This is a genomic window from Nocardiopsis listeri NBRC 13360, from assembly GCF_001570765.1.
Taxonomy (GTDB): Bacteria; Actinomycetota; Actinomycetes; order Streptosporangiales; family Streptosporangiaceae; genus Nocardiopsis; species Nocardiopsis listeri.
In genome coordinates this window covers 1-18675 of sequence record NZ_BCSH01000001.1, presented here as the reverse complement: position 1 = coordinate 18675, position 18675 = coordinate 1, and the positions used below count along the sequence as shown (strand labels likewise).

Here is an 18675-nt window from a genome sequence, read left to right as displayed (position 1 = left end):
TCCCATGGTGTGACGAGCTCCGAGAACTCCCGAACACCTTCGCCTCCCGAGTCCACCGAGTCGGGCGCGGGTACCGTGCGCCCGGCCAGGCGACGTCTTCCACTCGTCCTGGCCGCCGTGGCCGTGATGGTGCTGGGCTGCGTGCCGTTCGTGTGGCAGCTGTTCACCACCTCCGAGCATCGGTACGACGTCGAGGACGTGCCCGAACGTCCCGTCGCCCTGGTGCTCGGCGCGGGGGTCCGCCCCGACGGGATACCCAGTCACCTGCTGGCCCAGCGTCTGGAACTGGCGGTGGAACTGTACGAGGTCGGCCGGATCGAGGCGGTACTGGTCAGCGGTGACAACGGCGTCGAGCACCACGGCGAGACCGACACCATGCGCGACTACCTGATCGAGGCGGGCGTCCCGGCGGATCGGATCGTCGGCGACCACGCCGGGTTCGCCACCTGGGACTCGTGTGTGCGAGCCACGGAGGTGTTCGGGGTGGAGGAGGCCGTGGTGTTGACCCAGGACTTCCACGTGCCGAGGGCGGTCGGGATGTGCCGGGCCGCGGGCATCGACGCCGTAGGGGTGGGCGACAACAGCTTCGGCGAACGCGCGATGGCCACCGTCTACGGGTGGATGCGCGAGGTCCCGGCAGCGGTGGCCGCACTGGGCACGGTCCTGCTGCGCCCGGACCCCACGTTCCTGGGCGAGCCCGAGAGCGGCGTGGAGGAGGCCCTGGCCCGGGCCGCCGAAGAATCGGCGGCCCCCTGACCGTGTTGTTCGGGCCTCGCTTCGCTTCGGCGTGTTCCGCGGTCAGCGGCCACCGAACAGGCGACCGAACAGACCCGAGGGCGCTTGTTGGGGCCGCGAGATCTGCTCGGCCGGGGCGGCCTGGGGCGCGGGTTCCGGCTCGGGTTCGACGCCGACCAGGGCGCAGAACTCCTCGGCCTCCTCGGGCAGGGCCCAAGCGGCGAGCGTGGCGGTGAACTCCTCGTCCTCCCAAGCCGACGCGGGCAGCTCGGCGATGGCCCACAGGACCTTGAGGGTCTCCTCGTCGTAGTCGGCCTGGGCGTGCTCCTCGGGGGTGCGGTCCTTGGAGCGCGGGCCCAGCACCAGTTCGAGGCCGACGCCGGTGACCAGGGCGCGGGACTCGTCCTCACCCTTGATCAGACCGGTCAGGATGTCCAGACGCAGTCGGCGGGCGCGATCCCCGGCGCGGCCCAGCGCGAGGAATCCCAGGACCTGCGGGGAGCGGGAGCCACAGTGCGGCCACGACTCGTTGAACAGACCCTCGTAGCCCATCGTGGTGCCGCCACCGCGCCCGATCCGGCGCAGGCCCTCGCGGGGGGTGTTCTCGCCGTGGATGAGGACCATCGCCACCGAGGCGGCGAAGGAGTTGTAGAGGTTGCCACCGGCCATCTGATGGGTGAGACCGACGGTGGTGTCGATGTCGTTCGGGTCGCTGAGCAGGCCGAGGGCGAACAGTTCGGCGGGAAGCGGCTCGGACTGTCCACCACCGCCACCGGAGGCCTGCTCCATCGCGTCGCGCAGGGAGGTGGGTGCCTTGGGGGTGGGGCGCAGGTCCTTGGCGAGGAGGAACTGGGAGGCACCGGTGATCTCGGAGACCACGCGCTCGGACTCGTCGGGCAGGAACGCCAGCAGGTAGCTCACCCACTCGCCGGCCCGGTCCAGGCCGCCCCGGTTCACTCCACCGTGCAGGAGGGCGACCAGGTCGGGAACGCGGGCGAGCACGGCCTCGTAGGTGTCGAGTTCGGCCTGTAGGATCTCGGCGCCGTCGTCGGACCCCATCACGGCCAGACGGTTGCGCATCCGGTGGTGGTGCTGCTCGTCGGGGGCCTCGTCCATCCAGTCGCGGTACTGGGCGCGCACCTTCTCGGCGTCGTTGGAAGCGGCCCAGGCCACCTCGTCACGCCACTGAGCGAGATCGCGGGGCTCGGGGAAGAGGTCCTCCGCGTGGGCCGCGACCAACTCCAGTAGGAGGCTCAGTGGCCGCCACCGGTCCATGTCCGGGGTCTCGTCGGCGGTCGCGGCGTCGACGAGGTGGTCGACGACCTTCGGTGCGGCACGGTGGCCGGGCTCGGGGAACCGGATGATGTCGTGGAGGTCGGACAGCGCACTGTCACTGCCGGCGACCCTGCCGAGGAGTTCGGGGATGCGCTCCCCGCCCTCGGGGGCCAGGGAGGCCCAGTCGACGTCGACGGCGTTGTCGTGTGGATCGTTTCCCGTGGTCGCGTTCATATGCCCGATTATCCCGGCTCGGGCGACAGCTCTGGGCCCCACTGCCTCTTGTCACCGCGCCGATGACCTCACCCTTGGTTCCGGGATAGGCACCACGAGCGGGATCACCGTGGGTCGGGGCGGCCGACCGTGGCGGGCGCGGGGCGCAGCACGGCGTCCTTGAGGGCCTTGAATGCGGCGGGGACCTCACGCAGGTAACCGATCACGGTGGAGCGCCATCGGGCGCCCAGGCTGGAGTCGCCCACCCCCACGGCGTCGATGCCGGCGGCGCGGGCGAGCGCGATGGTGCGGGGCAGGTGGAAGGACTGGGTGACCATGGTGGCGGCGTCCACCCCGTAGTACTCCTTGACCCGGACGCAGGTGTCCCAGGTGCGGTAACCGTGAGGGTCCGCCTCGATCCGGTCGGCGGGGACCCCCTGTCCGACCAGGTAGCGGGTCATGGTGTCGGTCTCTCGACGGGACACGTCGCGGTTGTCCCCGGAGACCAGGACGCGATCGACCTTGCCCTCCCGGACCAGTTCGACGGCCAGGTCCAGACGTCGGGCGAGCAGCGGCGAGGGCCCGTCGGGCCAGGCGGCGGCGCCCAGGACCACGGCGACGGGGCGGTGCGGGACACCGGCGAGGCCGGGTCGGCGTCCGAATCCGGCCAGGCGCGTCCATGCGAACGGCGCCAGGGCGAGGATGATGACTCCGGCCACGATCGTCCCGATCCAGATGAGCACGACCGCCCGCCTTCCGATATCCGGCACGGCCCGTGCCGTGCGCCCCACCATCATGGCGCACGGCCGTAGCGGTCAGGTCAGGAAGGAGGCCCAGCCCCCGGACCGCTTGTGTCGCACACGCAGACTGCCACCCTGTGCCGCGCCGGTGACGACGAAGTGGGTGGCGTCGTTCCGACGGATCGAGTCGACGTCCGAGCGCACGCTACCGAACCAGGAGGAGTCGATGTCGACCTCGGCGGTGGCCCCCTCTGGCAGGATGATGTCGGCCCCGCCCCAGGACGCGTCCACCCAAACCTCCACCACGGGGGTGGTGATGCGGGCTTCGCGGAAGTCGAGCCTGGTGGAACCGAAGCGGGCATCGATCTCGATGCGGTGCGGCACGGTCCAATCACCCTTGCGGACCAGGGAGTCGCCCTTGGCCTTGAGCTTCAGGGGTTGACCGACGGGGCCGGCCGGGCTGTGCTGTGGGGAGACCACACCCGTCGGGGCCGGGGAGGATGGCCCGCCCGCTCCCGTGGGAAGGTCCGCGACGATGGGTTCGAGATCGGCGTAGGTCTTGGCGCTGTACACCGCGTTGAGGCGCTCGTCCACCTCCGTCAGGTCCAGACGTCCTTCCCCCGCGGCTTCCCGCAGGATCTCCGCGACCTGGTCGCGTTCGGCGTCGGAGATACGCATTCGGCTCATGTCTTTGGGGGCCACGTGCTCGTCCCGCTCCTTCTGCCTGTTTTGTCAGACCCACGTTAGAGCATGTGGAGCGTCGGTGGCGGTTCGGCGACCGGCGTGATCGAGGAAGGCGCCCCCGTCCCGCTTTGGGCCGAACGGGAGTCGGGTACTGCTTCTCTAGGGTGGTTGAGGACTCTGCCGGGGTAGGACGGACCCCGGCAGAGTCCCGAACCACGCGTGGTTCCCTCCCGGGTGCCTCCACGATCCCGCAACACACCCCGCCCTGCACAGAGCGTGTCCGCAACCGGCCAGACAGTGAGCAGGGCGTGGGGACGCCTCATGTTCTTCGGGTGTTGCCCGATCAGCCACCTTGTCGGGTTTCGGTCACTTCGCCCACGCACGACCGCACTCACCCCCCCACTCCCCACGTGTTTCCAAGCGAGAGGGTTCGTCACACCTGCACGCCCCCAGTTTCGGCCAGCCCATTAACCGGATTTTGGACACCGAGACTTCCAAAGAAACCGCAGGTCACGGAAAGTCGGCCACAAGGGCTCGAAAACCTTGGCGATCTGCTTCGAACACCTCTTCGTAAGCCACGCCTTGAACTGCGAAGACACGAGACTCCGCGGGTTCCCGAAATATCCCGTTCTTCGCCTTCCCGACAGCGTTTGCCCAAATTCCGTAGCGAGCATGTTTCAGATGAACGCGAACGGACGCCCGACCGGCTTCCTCTCGCGCGACGCCCATCCGATCCGACCAACCAGCAGAGCCACCATCAGGTCGAAGACCGGAGGAGACCACGACGTGTCCGCCCTTGCGATCGCCCCGACGTTTCTCAGCGACTTCAACCGCCTCGCGCCCGACGTCCAACTCGGCACCTTGGCCGTGATGCGCGCCTACCAGGCCGGAGAGACCACCGAACTGGAATCCGTCGCGGGCGCCGCCGACCCTCGTGTCCGGGTCGTGCCCATCGCTTCCGACTGGACCGGCGTCATCGCCCCCGACCCGTGCGCGGAGTCCCACGAGGACGAGGCCGCGGAACAGGACATCGATGACCCGCGATACCGGCTGCTCACCGTGCGCCCGCGCGCCGAGGCGCTGCGCTACGCCCAGAACCTGCGTCCTCGGGCCTTGACCGACGCACCCGTCGAACTCGGGCTCGGCGTCGTCGACCTCACCCCCGTCGGCCCACCCGAACTGTCCGGCGCCCTCAACGCGCCCTTCGAGCAGTGGCAGATCACCCTGCACCCGGACCAGCAGCGGGTCACCTCGGGGCACTTCAACGGATCCGTGCAGGTCACCGGAGGCCCGGGCACCGGTAAGAGCGTTATGGCGCTCTACCGCGCCGCGCACCTGGCCGAAGCGGACGCCGCCGCACGCCCCGAGTCCAACGGTGAGTCGGTACTGCTCACCACCTACAACCGGGCACTCGCCCAGTCCCTGGCGGACCGTCTGGACCGGCTGCTGCCCGACCCCGACACCAGGTCACGTGTGCGGGTGTCCACCATCGACGGCCTGGCCCGTTCCGTGGCGCAGAGCCACAGCAGCATCGCGCCGCGGATGATCGGCAATGACGAACTCGCCCAGCGGTGGCGCGCGGTCGCGCTCGCCGACGGGCTGCCCTTCTCCGGGCGGTTCCTGGTGGACGAGTGGGAACAGGTCATCCTGGCCAAGGGCCTGGAGTCGCTGCCCGACTACATCCGCTGTGAGCGCAGCGGCCGCGTCCAGCACCTGGCACCCGAGCACCGGCGTCAGGTCTGGGAGACCGTCCGGCGCTACGTCGGCGCCATGCGCGTGGAGGGGTTGTGGTCCTACCCGCAATTGGCCGCCGAGGCGGCCCGGCTGCTCACGCGTTCGGGCCCGTTGTTCCGACACGCGGTGGTCGACGAGTCCCAGGACCTGCATCCGACGCAGTGGCGGATGCTGCGCGCCGCGGTCCCCGAGGGACCCGACGACCTGTTCATCGTCGGTGACCCGCACCAGCGGGTGTCCGACAACCGGGTGTCGCTGGCCTCGCTGGGGATCAACGTGCGCGGCCGTGGTCACCGGCTGCGGGTCAGCTACCGGGTGACTCAGGAGATCCTCGACTGGAGCATGCCGATCCTGGATCGCCGTGCCGCGTTGGGCATGGACGACGACGCCGACACACTCGCCGGTTACCGTTCGCTGCTACGCGGCCCCGCCCCGGTGGTCCGCGGCTGCGACAACCGCACCGAGGAACTCCACGCCCTGGGCGACTGGGTCCGGGTGTGGCTGGAGGCCGGAGTGAACCCGTCCGAGATAGCGGTGGCCGGGCGCAACCAGTGGGTGGCGCGCGGAGTCGCCAAGGAATTGGAGGCGCGCGGGATCTCCACCACGCCGCTGGAAGGCGCGGGCACGCCGGACGCGGTTCGCGTGGGGACGATGCACCGGATGAAGGGCCAGGAGTTCCGGTGCGTGGCCCTGGTCGGGGTGAGCGATCACCTGCTGCCGCCCAAGGCCGTGATCGAGGCGGCCGAAGGTGACCAGGTCGCCCTGGAACACGCGATCCAGCAGGAGCGGACCTTGCTGTTCGTGGCCTGTACCCGGGCACGGGACGCGCTGTACGTGTCGCACGTGGGCCGGCCCAGCAGGCTGATCGCCGACAGCCGCTGACCGAGTCGCGCACGGAAAGGGGCCGGGACGTCGATCGACGTCCCGGCCCGCCCGTTCGCTCCCCTGGGGCGAATCACTCCCCGGCGGCGAAGTCCCCGTCCATGTCGGAGATGACCATCCTGTCGGTGTAGGCCATGGGATCACCGACGTCGACGTCGGTGACGTACATGATCGGGAGCAGCAACGGCGGTGGGAAGTCCGGGGTGAAGGTGATCGGGATCCCCAGGAGTCGCACGTGCATGCTGGTGACGTGGAGTTCGACGTCGCCCTCCAGATCCATCGAGGGCAGGCCCAGGGATCGGCGGGTTCCGGAGTCGTTGAACCAGAGTTCGCCGCCGCTCATGTTGGAGCTGCTCATCGTGATCTTGAGGTAGCGCCGTGGACCGTCGGCGGTCGGGCACTCCACCACGCCTTCGTAGCCGGCGCCGAACATGGTGAGGCTGTCGGCGGTCAGACCGGACTCACGGGTGGAGCCCTGGAAGCAGCCGTCACCGGAGGCGACCGCGACCTCCGGGTACTCACCCTCCTCCTGCGCCGCCCGACAGGCCTGGACCATGTCGAGGAGTTCTCGCTCGTCCTCGACGACGGCGTCCTGGCCAAGGGCGGGTTCGCACGCGGACGGGTCGGTGTCCTGGCCCTCGGGGTCCTCCTCGCCCTCCTCGTCCTCCTCCTCTTCCTCGGGGGGCTCCTCGACGTCCTCGTCCTCACCGGGGTCGGGTTCCTCGGGCGGTGTCTCGGGTTCATCGGAAGGGCTCGCGGAGGGGTTCTCCTCGGGCGGCGTCTCGGACTCTTCGTCGTCGGGCAGCAGCCAGTCCCAGGGCCACTCCAGGGTGGGGGCGGGTGCCGCCGCGATGGTCATGGCGACGGCGACGGGAAGGGCGATCGCGGCCAGGGGCCGGGTGCCGCCACGCGGTTCGTCGACGGTGACGTCCTCGGTGACGGGACCTTCGGTAGAGGTGTCGGGGTCTCGGTTCGCGGCGTTGTCTCGGTTCGCGGCGTTCTCGCCCTCTCCTCCCTCGTCGGTCGCCCGGGCGTCCTCGACCCTGCGTCGCCCACGCGGTCGGTTCCGGGCCTCGGGTCCCCAGGCGAACACGAGCGACCCACCGACGATGCCGAGCAGCATGCCGATGACGAAGCCGCCGAAGTTGGAGGTCACGAAGGACACCAACGCGAGCATCAGTCCGACCACACCGAAGAAGGTGCGCTGGGCCGGCTGCAACCAGCTCAGCACACCGATCACGATCAGCAGTCCGCCGATGAGGTTGCCTGAGACGCCGGCCATCCCGGAGAAGACGAGTAGGTCGATGGGCAGGATCAGGCTCTGCGCGGCCGGGGCGACCAGAAGCTCGATACCGGCCGCGGCGAGAAGGAGGCCGCCCCAGAACGGCCGAGTGCGCCGCCAGTTCCGGAACCGTCCCCATCCGGTGCGGAGCAGGGTCATCGCTTGGGCCATGGGATCAGAAACACTCGTGGTTTCCGGGCTTGATGGCCAGCCCCAGGCCGCTCAGACGCAGCGAGCCGGAGGTGACCGCCCAGGAGGTCAGTTCCATGTCGTCGACCGAGATGGTGTCCGCCTGGAGACCGAAACCGCCTTCCGGCCCCTGACCGCCATCGGTCTTGTCGAGGGTGCCGGCGTCACGGCCGATCTCGATCGCGCCGAACTCCGCGTCGCCCTGGAGTTGCTCGATGTCGATGACCATCGAGGTGCCCTCGACCGGGCTCTCCTCGCCCGCGGTGATGACCAGTGTGGCCTCACCGATGGGCAGGTCCCACAGGGAGGACATGCACAGGTTCCGCAGCTCGGCGGTGTTCACGGTGGACAGACCGATCGCTCGGGCCGAGCCGTCGACCGACTCGGCGACGTCGCCGTACTGGCTGAAGCCGCTGCCGCTGAGGTTGTCGGCGGACATCTTGAAGCTGTCACCGGAGACCGCGAAGGAGGACGCGAGCACGCCCTGGGTGGTCATGCCACCGAGGACCACGGCGGCGACGAATCCGGGGACCGCGAGCAGCGCGAACCTGCGCCAGCGGGTCCCACCGTTGCCTTCGTGCTGCTCAGGCGGGCCCTGAGACGCCTCCGGCGCTTCCTCGGGTGCCTTGGGCATGTGTACCTCCAGAGGATTCCGTCGTCGGGGGGACGACGAGGGGGAAGGAACTTGCGCCGACGCACGCCACGTGTGTTACTTGGAACACACCCTACTCGGCGGTAGTGACGAACATTACAATATGTATTGTCACATTTCTAGATGGCGCCATCATCGTTGCGGACTCGTATCCGGCTCATTACGGACAACCACCGCCCAACCTGGGAAGTAGAGGCCTGAACCCATGTCCCCTCAGAGCGCACCAGACGCCACCGCACCCGAGGAAGCGGATGACCGTTTCGACTACGACGTGGTCGTGATCGGATCCGGCTTCGGTGGATCGGTGAGCGCCCTCCGTCTCACCGAGAAGGGTTACCGAGTCGGCGTCCTGGAGGCCGGACGACGCTTCACCCCCCAGACCCTGCCCTCCTCCTCCTGGGACGTGAAGAACTTCCTCTGGGCCCCACAGGTCGGCATGTACGGCATCCAGCGCATCCACCTGCTCAAGGACGTCATGATCCTCGCCGGGGCCGGAGTGGGCGGGGGTTCGCTCAACTACGCGAACACCCTCTACCACCCGATGGACCCCTTCTTCGAGGACCCGCAGTGGCGGCACATCACCGACTGGAAGTCGGAGCTGTCGCCCTTCTACGACCAGGCCCGCCGCATGCTCGGTGTGCGCACCAACCCCTCCATGACCCCTTCCGACGTGCACCTGAAGGCGGTCGCCGAGGACATGGGGGTGGGCGACACCTTCCGGCTCACCCCCGTGGGCGTGTGTTTCGGCGATGGCCAGGACGGCACCGGCACCAAGGCCACGCCGGGTGAGTCCGTGGGCGACCCCTACTTCGGTGGTGCCGGCCCCGATCGGAAGGCCTGCACCGAGTGCGGTGAGTGCATGACCGGTTGTCGTCACGGCGCCAAGAACACGCTCACCGAGAACTACCTGTACTTCGCCGAGCGGGGCGGTGCCGAGGTGCGTCCGCTGACCACCGTCGAACGGGTGCGCGAACGCCCCGGGTCGGAGGGCGGTGGGTTCGCCGTCGACACCCTGCGCACCGACGCGCCCCGGCGCAAGGAGAACGCCCGCACGTTCACCGCGCGCCAGGTCGTGGTCGCCGCGGGAACCTACAACACCCAGACCCTGCTGCACCGAATGCGCGACGAGGGACTCCTGCCGCGCCTGTCCGACAGACTGGGCACCCTGACCCGCACCAACTCCGAGGCGCTCGTCGGCGCGATGAGCAAGCGGGTGCCCCCACCGGAGGACCTCACGCGCGGGGTGGCGATCACGTCCTCGATCCACCCCAACGACAACACCCACATCGAACCGGTCCGCTACGGCAAGGGCTCCAACGCGATGGGGCTGCTCACCACCATCCAGGTGCCGGGCGGCGGAAGGGTCCCGCGCTGGCTGCGCTACATCGGTCTGGCCCTGCGCCACCCCTACGTGTTCGCCCGCAGCTTCTCCAACCGGCGCTGGTCGGAACGGACCGTGATCGGACTCGTCATGCAGTCCCTGGACAACTCGCTGACCACCTCGGTCGCGCGTGGCCTGTTCGGCGGTCGCAAGAAGCTGACCTCCAGGCAGGGGCACGGAGAGCCCAATCCCACGTGGATCCCCGAGGGGCAGGAGGCGGCGACCCGCCTGGCCGAGCGCATCGACGGATACCCGGGCGGAACCGTCGGAGATCCGTTCAACATCCCGATGACCGCGCACTTCCTGGGCGGCTGCCCGATCGGGGACAGCGCCGAGAACGGGGTGATCGACCCCTACCACCGGCTGTACGGACACCCTGGTCTGCACGTGGTGGACGGTTCGGCGGTCACCGCCAACCTGGGCGTGAACCCGTCGCTGACGATCACCGCGCAGGCCGAACGGGCACTGTCGATGTGGCCCAACAAGGGCGACGAGGACCCGCGCCCGGAACAGGGCGTGAAGTACCGGCGGGTGAAACCGGTGTTCCCGCGCGACCCCGCGGTTCCGGCGGGCGCGTTCGCCGAGCTGCGGTACACCACGTCATTGCCACTGACCGTGGTCGAGCCGGCTTCGGAGACCGCACGGGTCCCAGGGGCCGGGGAGACTCCGGAGAAGGCCTGAGCGGTATCACCTCGAAATCCCCACGACCCACCCTCCTCAGGTACCTCGCGGCGCGTGTTCGGGCCCGGCTCCGTGGTCGACGGCCGGGCCCGGCGGGGGCTTCGTCTCGGGGCGGGGGAACGATCGGTCCGGATCGACGGGGTCGAAGGGGCGACCCGCCGCCTGAGCGATCTCGGTCCGTGTCGGGGGTTCAAGGGTGGCTCGTGGAACCCTCGTACCCTTCGACGTCCTCTTCCTTGAGCTTTTCCAGGGCGTCGGCGAAATGGTCGCCCATGACGTCGCTGAGGTGGTGGGCCATCTCCTGGGCGAGCACCGCGTCCACGGCCTGCTGGGCCAGGGGCCGTACCCTGCGGACCAGTTCGGAGATCTGGTCCACCTCGTCGGCCTGGATGACGCTCCCGGGGGTGTACTCGCTGATGATGTGGTCCGACACCATGCGGACCATGTGTTCGGAGACGTCGCCGATCCGGTTCCTGAGGTTCTCGGCGATGTCGAGGACCGAGCCGACCGTCATGCCGAGTTTGACCAGTTCGACCCCGGCGTGGAACAGGCGCGGGCTGGGGACCCGGAACCGCAGGCCGTCGCGTTCGATGACGCGCAGCGCCAGGGCGCGCCTTATGGTCCTGGGGGTGACCTCCTTACCGAAGAGCTCCCGGAGCTCTCCGAGGCCGACGTAGTCGGGGATCTCGTCACTCCAGGCGTCACCGATGGCCGACTCGAAACCGAGGATCTCCGACAGGTCGCCCCCGCGCTCCCACACGCGGAGCATCTCGCCGATGTTGGCGAAGGTGTAGCCGCGGCGGAGCAGTTGGCCGATCAGCCGCAGGCGCGCCAGGTGCGCCTCCGAGTAGATGCCCACTCGACCCTCACGGCGTGGGGGCGCCAGCAGCCCTCTGTCCTGATACACCCGGACGTTGCGCACCGTCGTTTCGGCGAGCCGGGCGAGTTCGTCAATGCGGTATTCGGCCATGGCACCACCCTAGAGACACGGCCGGGCCGTACTCATGGGTAACCGCGTCCCCTCAGCCCGGTGGACGTCGTCGACGACGATCGACACCTTCCCGGCGAAACCGTACGTGCCGTGTCACGGCTCCCGCCTCGAACGCCCCGGACACCCGGACCTACTCACGAGTAAATAGCCGGCCTCATCCCATTGCATTGTGACAATGACCGTTGTAACGTTCCGGCAATGACTGTGGAGGAGATCACATGACGGCCCCCCTGCCTCGTCACCTGCGCCGGCTCCCCGGCCAGAACGCCATCGTCACCGGCGCTTCAGGAGCCTTCGGCAGCGCGACCGTCGCGGTACTGCGCCACCTCGGTGTCAACGTCGTCGGCATCGACCGCAAGCCCGCCCCCGGTGTCATCGCCTGCGACATCACCGATGACCGACAGGTACGCGAAGGCGTCGCTGAAGCGGTGGAACTGCTCGGTGGCGAACCGGACCTGCTCATCCACTACGCCGGCGTCGGCCCGTCCGTGGACATCGGCCACCCGCCCGACACCCACGCCCACCAGGCGCTGGAAGTGAACCTCCTCGGCACCTGGCGGGTCACCGCCGCCGCCATGCCCCACCTCGTCCGGTCCCGGGGGCGCGTGATCGTCACCTCGTCCCTGCTGGCCAACCTCCAACTGCCGCTCGCCGGCGCCTACACCGTCTCCAAGCGCGCGGTCTCGGCCTACGCGGACTGCGTACGCGCCGAATACGGCACCCACGTCGACGTCACCACCGTCTACCCGGGCTTCGTCGACACCCCGATCCACGAGAGTTCCCGAGCCACCGGCGCCTCCCTCGACGGTGTGGTTCCGGCCGAGACCGAGCGCGACACCGTCATGGCGGTGGTCCGGGCCGCCGGGGCCAAGCACCCCCCACGCGACATCGCCTCCACCGCCCTGGGCACCGCGGCCCTGCACCTGACCCGGCACTTCCCGGGCGCCACCGAACAGATCGTGTCGCTCCAGCTCGGCCTGCTCCTCACCGACGGCACCTTCGCCGACGCGGAGATCGCACGGGGGCTCCACTCGCGCCACGGCACCCAGTACACACCTACCGCCCTCTCCTGAAGGAGGAGTAGATGACCGCCGAAGTCGCGGGCAAGCCCAAGACCACCGACCGCGAGGACATCGCCAAGCGTCTCCTGCGCGGTTCGGCCAAGGCCTCCTACGACCCGCTCATCGAGATCGACTGGGACGCCCCCGTCGACCCCGACATGTGGGGGATCCGCCCCGAGCGCATCTCCCTCTACGGCACCCATCTGTGGGAACGGATGACCGACGCCCAGCGCAAGGAGCTGTCGCGGCTGGAAGTGGCAAGCATCGCCACCATCGGCATCTGGTTCGAGACCATCCTCATGCAGATGTTGGTCCGGCACACCTACGACAACGACCCCACCACCCTGCACGTCCAATACGCCTACACCGAGATCGCCGACGAGTGCCGGCACACGGTCATGTTCGCGAAGATGATCGAGAAGCTGGGGTGGGAGGCGCACAGGCTCGACCCGGTCGCCCACCAGCTCGGACGGCTCTTCAAGACGATCGCGCACGGCCCTCTGATCTTCGCCGGTGCGCTGTTCGTGGAGGAGGTCCTGGACCAGTTCCAGCGCGAGGCCATCCCGGACGAGGAGATCCTCCCCCTGGTGCGCGCGGTCGCGCGGATCCACGTGACCGAGGAGGCCAGGCACATGCGCTACGCCCGCGAGGAGTTCAAACGCGACTGGCCACAGCGCGGTGCCCTCAACAAGGCCTACAGCCGCATCGTGCTGGGTCTGGTCACGTACTACTCCGCGACCCGGCTGATCAACCCGAAGGTCTACGAGCAGGTCGGGCTCGACCCCAAGGAGGCCTACCGGGTCGCCAAGCGGAACCCGCGCTGGATCGACACCAAGACCTGGGCCTCCCGCAAGGTGGTCGACACCCTGGAGACGGCGGGCGCCATCTCCGGCCTGGGCCGGTACTTCTGGAAGAAGGCCGGACTGCTCGGCCGCTGACCCGCACCGGCACGACCCCCGTCCGGGACCGTCGTGCCCCCGAGAACGCCGTCGTCGGAAGGCGAAACGCGCCACGCCTTCCGACGGCGGTCCCGACGCCGGGGCCCGAGGGCGAAACGCGCCACGTCCTCGAGCCCCGGTCCCTCTCCCCGGTGGACGGTACGCGCCACCCCCGGGGCATACCTACCGGCCGGTAAAGTAATGCGTCCCGATCGGGGCCAAGAAGGGAAGAGCGACGTGACCGAAGCAGTACCGCACTACCGGGTGGCCGTCATCGGCTCCGGTTTCGCCGGCATCGGCATGGCGGTCCGTCTCAGGCGGGCCGGGCTCAAGGACTTCGTCGTCCTCGAACGATCCGACGGCATCGGCGGGACCTGGCGGGACAACTCCTACCCGGGCGCCGCCTGCGACGTCCCCTCCCACCTGTACTCCTTCTCCTTCGCACTCAACCCGAACTGGAGCCGCACCTTCTCCCCCCAGCCCGAGATCTGGGACTACATCAAGCGTGTGGCCGGGGAACACGGCGTCGACGAGCACGTGCGCTACGACAGCGACGTCAAGGCCGCCCACTGGGAGCCCGACCGGAACCGGTGGCGGATCGAGACCGACGGCGGAATCCTCACCGCCCAGTTCGTGGTCAGCGGTGCCGGCCCGCTCGCCGATCCCTCCCTCCCCGACATCAAGGGCATCGACACCTTCGAGGGCAGGCTGTTCCACTCCGCCGAGTGGGACCACGACCACGACCTGACCGACCGCAAGGTCGCGGTGATCGGCACCGGCGCCTCCGCCATCCAGTTCGTGCCGCGGATCCAGCCGAAGGTCGGCCGACTCACGCTCTTCCAGCGCACCGCGCCGTGGGTGATGTTCCGCCACGACCGCGACATCACCGGGCCGGAACGGTGGCTGTACCGGAACGTTCCGGGTGCCCAACAGGTCGCCCGCAAAAGCATCTACTGGGGGCGCGAGACCTACATCTTCGGGTTCGCGAAGAAGCCCTCGTTGCTGAAGGTCGTGGAACGGCTGGGCCGGGCCAACATCAACCGCAGCGTCAAGGACCCCGAGCTGCGCCGCAAACTCACACCGAACTTCCGCGCCGGCTGCAAGCGCATCCTGATGTCCAACGACTACTACCCGGCGCTGGCCAGCCCCAACGTCGACGTGGTCACCGACGGCATCGTCGAGATCCGCCCGAACTCCGTGGTCACCCGCGATCCCTCGGGGCGAGAGACCGAGCACGAGGTCGACACCATCATCCTCGGCACCGGCTTCCACGTCTCCGACCCTCCCATCGCACGCCGGGTGTTCGATTCCAAGGGGCGCTCCCTCGCCGAACACTGGGGCACCGACGCGCAGGCCTTCCGAGGCACCACGGTCAACGGGTTCCCGAACCTGTTCGTACTGGCCGGACCCAACACCGGCCTGGGTCACACCTCACAGGTGTTCATGATCGAGGCCCAGATCCGGTACACGATGCAGGCCCTCAAGTTCGTCTGCGGCAACCGGATCGACCGGCTCGAGCCGCGGGCGCGGGCCCAACACGCCTACAACGAGATGGTGCACGAGTCGATGCGGGGCACCGTGTGGGTGACCGGCGGCTGTGACAGCTGGTACCTCAACGAGGAGGGCCGCAACACCACCCTGTGGCCCACCTTCACCTGGAACTTCGCGCTGCGCACTCGCTGGTTCGACCCGCACAACTACGACCTGCGGCGGATTCGTTCGACCCGTCGATCCACTCGCGCGAAGACCACCGCGGCCTGACGGAGGAGGAAGACCATGAGCGGTTTCGACGACGACGAAGAGGAATACCAAGGCACGGTGACGGTCCTGTTCTCCGAGGAGGCCACCGAGGGACCCGAGGTCGAGGCGCACATCGCCGGCCACTTCTCTCCACTGACCGGTGACTACCGCTGGACCGGACGGCTGTCCGCGCACCCGGACGTCAGCAAGGCCTACCAGGACGGGGTGCGGGCCGTCGTGGTCCGCACCCCCGACGGTCACCGTGGCGTCGGCCGGCTGGAAGCCCCCAATTTGTGGGGAGGCCACCCCGTCAACGGAGTGGGCACCCCGCCCTACGCCGTCCCCCGTATCGTCCTGGAGGACGACTGAGGGGATACAAGCGTCCCCCGGGTCACGCGCCGGCCCGGGGGGCACCTCTTCCTCCCCCACCCTTTCCGCACCGAAACGACACCCGAGAGGTGATCCGATGGCGACACGACACGTGTGCCACGCACGGGAACTCCAGGTACGTTCCGCCGACGGAACCCTGCTGCACGTGGAGGTCCGCGGCCCGGACCACGGTCCGACCGTGGTCTTCTCGCACTGCTGGGCGACCTCACTCGCTTCCTGGGGTCGTGTGGTGCGACGGCTGGACCCCGACCTGCGCGTGGTCCTGTACGACCAGCGCGGGCACGGCCGTAGTCAGACACCCATCACCAAGGCCGGCTACGGCACCGAGAAGCTCGCCGACGACCTGTGCGCCGTTCTGACGGCGACCGTCCCCGAAGGAGAGAAGGTCGTGGTCGCCGGGCACAGCATGGGCGGCATGACGATCATGGCGTCCGCCCCGCGTGAGACCTTCCAGGAGAAGGTGGGCGCGGTGTTGCTCACCAACACCGGCAGCACCGACCTGACGGCGAAGTCGACGGCGATCCCCTTGCCGGGCCCACTGGGAACCCTTGGCGCGAAGGTCTTCCTGACCGCACCGCTCCCCCTGGGCCCGGCCACCCCGGTCAGCGAGCACATCTTCCGCTACCTGGTCATGGCCAAGGGCACCGACAAGGCGACCAGGCGCCTGTGCGCTCGTCTGGTCCACGGCTGTGGCAGTGTCCCCCGAGGCGAATGGGGGCGGGTCATGACCACTTTGGACCTGGACGACTCCGTCCGCCGGATCACCGTCCCGACCGTGGTCGTGGGGGGTTCCGAGGACAAGCTCACCCCGCCCTGGCACGCCCACCACCTCGGTGGTCTCCTGGAGAACTGCGAGGAGGTACGGGAGATCCCCGCCCTGGGCCACATGGGTCCGCTGGAGGCCCCGGACACCCTCGCCGAGATCGTCGACAAGCTCGCCGTCGACCTCCCCGCGACCCGTTGAGGCTTGGACCTGCCCGCCACACCAGGCGGGCAGGTCGGCCTCCGCCAGAAGGGTCTTCGGCCCCTCGATCCCGTAGTCGTCGACGATGAGGATCTCCGCCTGCGGGATCAGCCAGGAATGCTGTGCGTAGACCATCATCCGGTCGACCGGAGGGAACGAGTCGGCACAGGACCCGGGACCGTACCCGCACGAGGCCCCTGCGCGCCGAACGAAGGCTGAAGCGTCTGCGCCACCGGGAGGCGGGGCGGGGTGGAAGGCGGGACGCCGATCGACCGCCCCAGTGCCCTCCACCTGAGGGAGGGTGCCGGACACCGGAGGTGAGACCCACCCTCCAGGTGGACGCCTCTCCGTAAGCCCACGACTTCGGCCTCGGGTGGTCGGACCCGAGTGCCTGAGGCTCACCCACTCACTCAGACGGGGTCGCGCGTCAGGGTGGGGATCACGTGTTCGGACACCTCCGAGTGAACCTGGTGCAGGCGAGCCTGGACGGCACGGCGGAGTTTGGCCAGGCACTCGACCAGGGTGATGTCGTCGCCGACCATGCCGCCCTTGGCCACCACCGGGGTTCCGTCGAGCGGGCCCCCGCTGAGGTGGCCGTGGATCGCCAGGGGCACCACCTCGCCACCGACGTCGAAGGCGTGCACGCCGAGCTCGTCCAGCACACTGGCGACCAGGTCGCCTCCGGTCAGGTAGAGGCCGCTGGGCAGAGCGTGGGGACCCACCCTGTCGGCGAGTTCGTTGACCACGTCGGAGACCAGACCCGCGAGCCGACCGGGCAGTTCGGCACGGGCCTGGGGTGGCAGCTCCCGGACGTCCTCGGAGCCGGTGACCAACCGCAACACGCAGAGTTCGGGGAAACCCGAGGACGACAGGTGTTCGGTGAGTTCCTCCGCGACCGTGTCGGTGTGGTCGTCTTCGGGGTCGCTGAGCCGCACGGCGTCGACGTCGACGAAACGCACCGCGCCGGTACGGGCCACGGTGGCCAGCTGGCGTCGGGTGAGCTCGGTGGTGCTGCCGGCCACCGCCAGCATGGGGCCGCGTGAGCCGGCCTGGCCGCGCAGGCGTAGGGCGTAGGCGAGCAGTGCTCCGGTGGGGCCGGGGTCGACGGCCACCCAGACCGTGCCGTCGGAGTGGTGCGCCGAGGCTGCGGCCTCGGCGATGTCGGTGAGGTGCTGCTCGGTGGAGGCGTCGCAGACCACGACCGGTTCGTCTCCGGCGAGGAGTTCGGCGGTGAGCATTTCCTGGGTGATCCGTCGGATCGGCACGTGCCGGACGGGCAGGTCGGTCTGGGCGGCCAGGATGTCGGCGACCACGCTGGTGCTCATGGGAAAGAGCGGGTCCCTGGCCAGGTCGGTGTGCTCCAACGGAACACCGTTGAGGAGCTGCACTCCGTCCTCGGTGATGCGACCGGAACCGGGAAAGGCGGGGGTGAACAGTACCCGCACTCGGGTCCCCGAGGGCACCCGTTCACGAACGGCGTCGTAGGCGGCCTCGACCTCGGCACCGATGTTGCCGCGCAGGGTGGTGTCGGTGCGCTTGACCACGAGCCCGACCGGCCACACCGCCTCGATGACGTCGGTGACCAGGTCGGCCGCCTGTTCGGCCGGGACGTGGCGACTGTCCAGGTTGGCCACGATCACGTCGTAGTCACCGGCGACCCTGCTGACGTGTTCGGGGGTCACCGTGGCCACTCGCATACCGGTGCGGGCGAACCGCGCACCGGTGGCGTTGGCACCGGTGAGGTCGTCTGCGACCACGAGTACCTGAGCCACGGGTGTCTCCATTCGGGTGCGTGAAGCCTGGACCTTCCTCCTTCCAACATAGAGCCAAGCGGAGGTGCGGAGAGCGTTGCCCACAGGGTGGCCGGACGGCGAATCCACCGGTTACGGTCGCCACTCCTTTGCCCCGCACTCTCCCGCCTCGGCCTGGTTATCCACAGGCTCAGAACTTCGAGCTGGTGGTAGGTCGGCCGGGCGTGATCCCATTGATCTTGGGGAGCCGCTGGTTTCGCCGGTTTCGTGCTGCCCAGGGTGTGGGTGGTGGGGCTGGAGCGCCTGAAGTAGAGAATCCCCCGGTTGTTGGGCGGGTGGCGGGTGTCTGGATGGGGCGCCTCGACTAGAGAACCTTCTGGTGGTTGGGCGGG

15 protein-coding genes are annotated in these 18675 nt (G+C 69.1%); 8 read left to right on the top strand and 7 right to left on the bottom strand.

Features of this window, described 5'->3' with window-relative positions; all coding sequences use genetic code 11:
• Window positions 1–9 precede the first annotated feature (9 nt).
• Window positions 10–756, top strand: coding sequence for a SanA/YdcF family protein (locus NLI01S_RS00075; protein ID WP_067597477.1), 747 nt, complete (start codon window positions 10–12; stop codon window positions 754–756).
• 42 nt (window positions 757–798) lie between these two features.
• Here the strand turns inward: NLI01S_RS00075 and NLI01S_RS00070 are convergent, their stop codons facing one another.
• The 3 genes from NLI01S_RS00070 to NLI01S_RS00060 form a co-directional block, all read right to left on the bottom strand.
• On the bottom strand, window positions 799–2244 hold the full coding sequence (locus NLI01S_RS00070) for a hypothetical protein (protein WP_067597110.1): 1446 nt from the start codon (window positions 2242–2244) through the stop codon (window positions 799–801).
• Between the two features lie 104 nt (window positions 2245–2348).
• Window positions 2349–2966: a SanA/YdcF family protein gene (locus NLI01S_RS00065; RefSeq protein ID WP_067597107.1), complete on the bottom strand. Its 618-nt coding sequence runs from the start codon at window positions 2964–2966 to the stop codon at window positions 2349–2351.
• Between the two features lie 72 nt (window positions 2967–3038).
• Window positions 3039–3665, bottom strand: coding sequence for a DUF1707 SHOCT-like domain-containing protein (locus NLI01S_RS00060; protein WP_067597105.1), 627 nt, complete (start codon window positions 3663–3665; stop codon window positions 3039–3041).
• A gap of 768 nt (window positions 3666–4433) precedes the next feature.
• On the opposite strand from NLI01S_RS00060, the gene NLI01S_RS00055 reads away from it, so the two are divergent.
• Window positions 4434–6263, top strand: a complete 1830-nt coding sequence (locus NLI01S_RS00055; RefSeq protein WP_067597474.1) for a UvrD-helicase domain-containing protein — start codon at window positions 4434–4436, stop codon at window positions 6261–6263.
• A gap of 73 nt (window positions 6264–6336) precedes the next feature.
• Here the strand turns inward: NLI01S_RS00055 and NLI01S_RS00050 are convergent, their stop codons facing one another.
• On the bottom strand, window positions 6337–7716 hold the full coding sequence (locus NLI01S_RS00050) for a DUF6114 domain-containing protein (protein WP_067597103.1): 1380 nt from the start codon (window positions 7714–7716) through the stop codon (window positions 6337–6339).
• 4 nt (window positions 7717–7720) lie between these two features.
• On the bottom strand, window positions 7721–8368 hold the full coding sequence (locus NLI01S_RS00045; RefSeq protein WP_067597101.1) for a DUF6230 family protein: 648 nt from the start codon (window positions 8366–8368) through the stop codon (window positions 7721–7723).
• Window positions 8369–8591: 223 nt separating this feature from the next.
• On the opposite strand from NLI01S_RS00045, the gene NLI01S_RS00040 reads away from it, so the two are divergent.
• The gene (locus NLI01S_RS00040; RefSeq protein WP_067597098.1) at window positions 8592–10448 is read left to right on the top strand and encodes a GMC oxidoreductase; all 1857 of its coding nucleotides are present in this window, start codon (window positions 8592–8594) and stop codon (window positions 10446–10448) included.
• 190 nt (window positions 10449–10638) lie between these two features.
• On the opposite strand, the gene NLI01S_RS00035 is transcribed toward NLI01S_RS00040, so the two are convergent.
• Entirely contained in the window at window positions 10639–11418 is a 780-nt protein-coding gene (locus tag NLI01S_RS00035) for a MerR family transcriptional regulator (RefSeq protein ID WP_067597094.1), read from the bottom strand.
• Window positions 11419–11657: 239 nt separating this feature from the next.
• On the opposite strand from NLI01S_RS00035, the gene NLI01S_RS00030 reads away from it, so the two are divergent.
• The 5 genes from NLI01S_RS00030 (at window position 11658) to NLI01S_RS00010 (ending at window position 16532) form a co-directional block, all read left to right on the top strand.
• The gene (locus NLI01S_RS00030) at window positions 11658–12512 is read left to right on the top strand and encodes an SDR family NAD(P)-dependent oxidoreductase (protein ID WP_067597091.1); all 855 of its coding nucleotides are present in this window, start codon (window positions 11658–11660) and stop codon (window positions 12510–12512) included.
• 11 nt (window positions 12513–12523) lie between these two features.
• Entirely contained in the window at window positions 12524–13438 is a 915-nt protein-coding gene (locus tag NLI01S_RS00025) for an AurF N-oxygenase family protein (RefSeq protein WP_067597088.1), read from the top strand.
• A gap of 237 nt (window positions 13439–13675) precedes the next feature.
• Window positions 13676–15199, top strand: a complete 1524-nt coding sequence (locus tag NLI01S_RS00020) for a flavin-containing monooxygenase (RefSeq protein ID WP_067597085.1) — start codon at window positions 13676–13678, stop codon at window positions 15197–15199.
• Between the two features lie 15 nt (window positions 15200–15214).
• A complete protein-coding gene (locus tag NLI01S_RS00015) occupies window positions 15215–15547 on the top strand; it encodes a DUF4873 domain-containing protein (protein ID WP_067597082.1) in 333 nt (110 codons plus the stop codon).
• Window positions 15548–15644: 97 nt separating this feature from the next.
• Window positions 15645–16532, top strand: coding sequence for an alpha/beta fold hydrolase (locus tag NLI01S_RS00010; RefSeq protein WP_067597080.1), 888 nt, complete (start codon window positions 15645–15647; stop codon window positions 16530–16532).
• Window positions 16533–16942: 410 nt separating this feature from the next.
• Here NLI01S_RS00010 and NLI01S_RS00005 read toward each other — a convergent pair whose 3' ends face one another.
• Entirely contained in the window at window positions 16943–18304 is a 1362-nt protein-coding gene (locus NLI01S_RS00005) for a four-carbon acid sugar kinase family protein (RefSeq protein ID WP_067597471.1), read from the bottom strand.
• Window positions 18305–18675: the final 371 nt, after the last annotated feature.